This is a genomic window from Bradyrhizobium nitroreducens, assembly GCF_002776695.1.
In the GTDB taxonomy this organism is placed as follows: Bacteria; Pseudomonadota; Alphaproteobacteria; order Rhizobiales; family Xanthobacteraceae; genus Bradyrhizobium; species Bradyrhizobium nitroreducens.
On the sequence record NZ_LFJC01000003.1, the window covers coordinates 5,768,233 to 5,769,134 of the forward strand.

The following is a 902-nucleotide window of genomic DNA, read 5'->3' on the forward strand; positions in this document are numbered from 1 at the left end:
CGTACCGGTCAGGGCCGTGGTGCCGTCGCCAGCCGTTGCCGCAGTGCCCGTGAACACGCCCTGGCTCGCGCCCAGGGTCTTGGCAGCCGTAATCGCGGTCGTGCCGCCGGCAGCGCCGGTGTACAACACGTTGCTGGAAGCCGTCGCGCTCTCAAAGGAAGTGGTGCCGCGCAGGTCGGCGGCCGTCGCACCCGAGATGGTGGTAGAGACGTTGGACTTGGTGGAATAGCCGACCGTGGTCTGCAGCGCCTGGTTGGCAATCGACTTCGCGGAGTCGATCAGCTTCTGCAGCGAGGTCAGGCCGGTGTTGGCGGCCTGCAGCACCTGGACGCCGTTGGCGATGCCGTCGAGCAGGTTGTTGATGTCGCTGGCGCGGTTGTCGAGCGACTGTGCGGTGAAGAAGTTGGTGGGATTGTCCAGGGCCGAGTTGACGCTCTTGCCGGTCGACAGACGGTTCTGTGTGGTGGCGAGAAGATCGGCGGTGGACTGGAGAGAGAGCAGGTTCTGACGAACCGACGCAGAGAGAACGATACCGGACATGACTCTTACCCTTCTGGCTTACGCGTCTTCGTTCGATCGCTTCTGGATCGAGTGACGGGGCCAGCGTGCCGCGACATGGCTAACAAAGGGTGAAGCGTATGCGGGCAACCTAAGCGCCGGTTCACCATAACTGAGCGGAAGGCGCCGGCACGGTTCAAAAGGTCTCTGAAATCATTGGAAATTTCCGGCGCTTACGCTCCATTAACCATAACCGCTGGTTACTTTTAATGGTTACTTTTTCCAGGCGTCACCTTACCCGTCGCGCAATCTTGCGCAGCCGAAAAAGAAAGCGGCGGGGCCGAAGCCCCGCCGCCGGATCTTGCTTGCGATGTCGTCCGCGACTTAGCGGAGCAGCTGCAGCA

At 61.6% G+C, this 902-nt stretch carries 1 protein-coding gene; it reads right to left on the bottom strand.

Annotated features, from left to right (window positions below; genetic code table 11):
• Positions 1 to 540, bottom strand: a 540-nt coding sequence (locus tag TSA1_RS27675) for a flagellin N-terminal helical domain-containing protein (protein WP_488226049.1), incomplete at its 3' end; no start/stop codon positions are given.
• Positions 541 to 902: the final 362 nt, after the last annotated feature.